We start from the raw sequence: 639 nt of genomic DNA, 5'->3' as shown, positions 1-639 counted from the left end.
TGAAGCTGCTCACCGTCGAGATTACCGAGAGTATCTACATAGGGCGACGTGACCATGTAATCTCACGTGAGATCAAAATGATGCGGGAACTGGGGTTGCGGGTGGCATTGGACGACTTCGGAACCGGCTTCGCCTCGCTCACCCATTTGTTGACTGTGCCGGTCGATATGGTGAAGATCGACCAGACTTTTGTAGCCAGTCTTGCGCCTGGCAGTTCAAGCAGTGTGATCGTCGAGGGGCTCCTGAGCATCGCGGACAAGCTTGGCATCCAAGTAGTCGCAGAAGGGGTGGAGACGGAGAGCCAGGCAGAGCAGCTTGGCCGGTTCGGCTGCATCCTCGGCCAAGGCCATCTGTTCTCCCAAGCTGTCGACCGGGACACAATGACAGCCTTGTTGCTGCGTTCAATGCAGAAGCCATTATCGCGGCTGGGATAAGGCAGGGGCGGATTGCTAACTGGGTCCACCCGTCGCACCACTCGGAGTCGCGCTGAACCTGCGGCGGCAAACTCGGACCAGATCGGCCAGCGATCTGCTGGCGCCGTGGGCGGCGCATGCGGTCGGCGATGCCACTGCGAATGACCTGCTGCGGCTTGCCGCTGTAGGCTGTCTGGACTTGGGGCAGGTCAGGTGGCACCCAACG

General features: G+C 60.3%; 1 protein-coding gene. It reads left to right on the top strand.

Features of this window, described 5'->3' with window-relative positions; translation table 11 throughout:
- Positions 1-434 (top strand): EAL domain-containing protein (locus IEW98_RS16050; RefSeq protein ID WP_188764535.1); only part of this gene is annotated, 434 nt, incomplete at its 5' end.
- Between the last annotated feature and the right edge of the window lie 205 nt (positions 435-639).

The organism is Sandarakinorhabdus glacialis, from assembly GCF_014643455.1.
Lineage (GTDB): Bacteria > Pseudomonadota > Alphaproteobacteria > Sphingomonadales > Sphingomonadaceae > Sandarakinorhabdus > Sandarakinorhabdus glacialis.
Note: the sequence above shows the minus strand (reverse complement) of the source record. Positions and strands in the feature narration are given on the sequence as shown.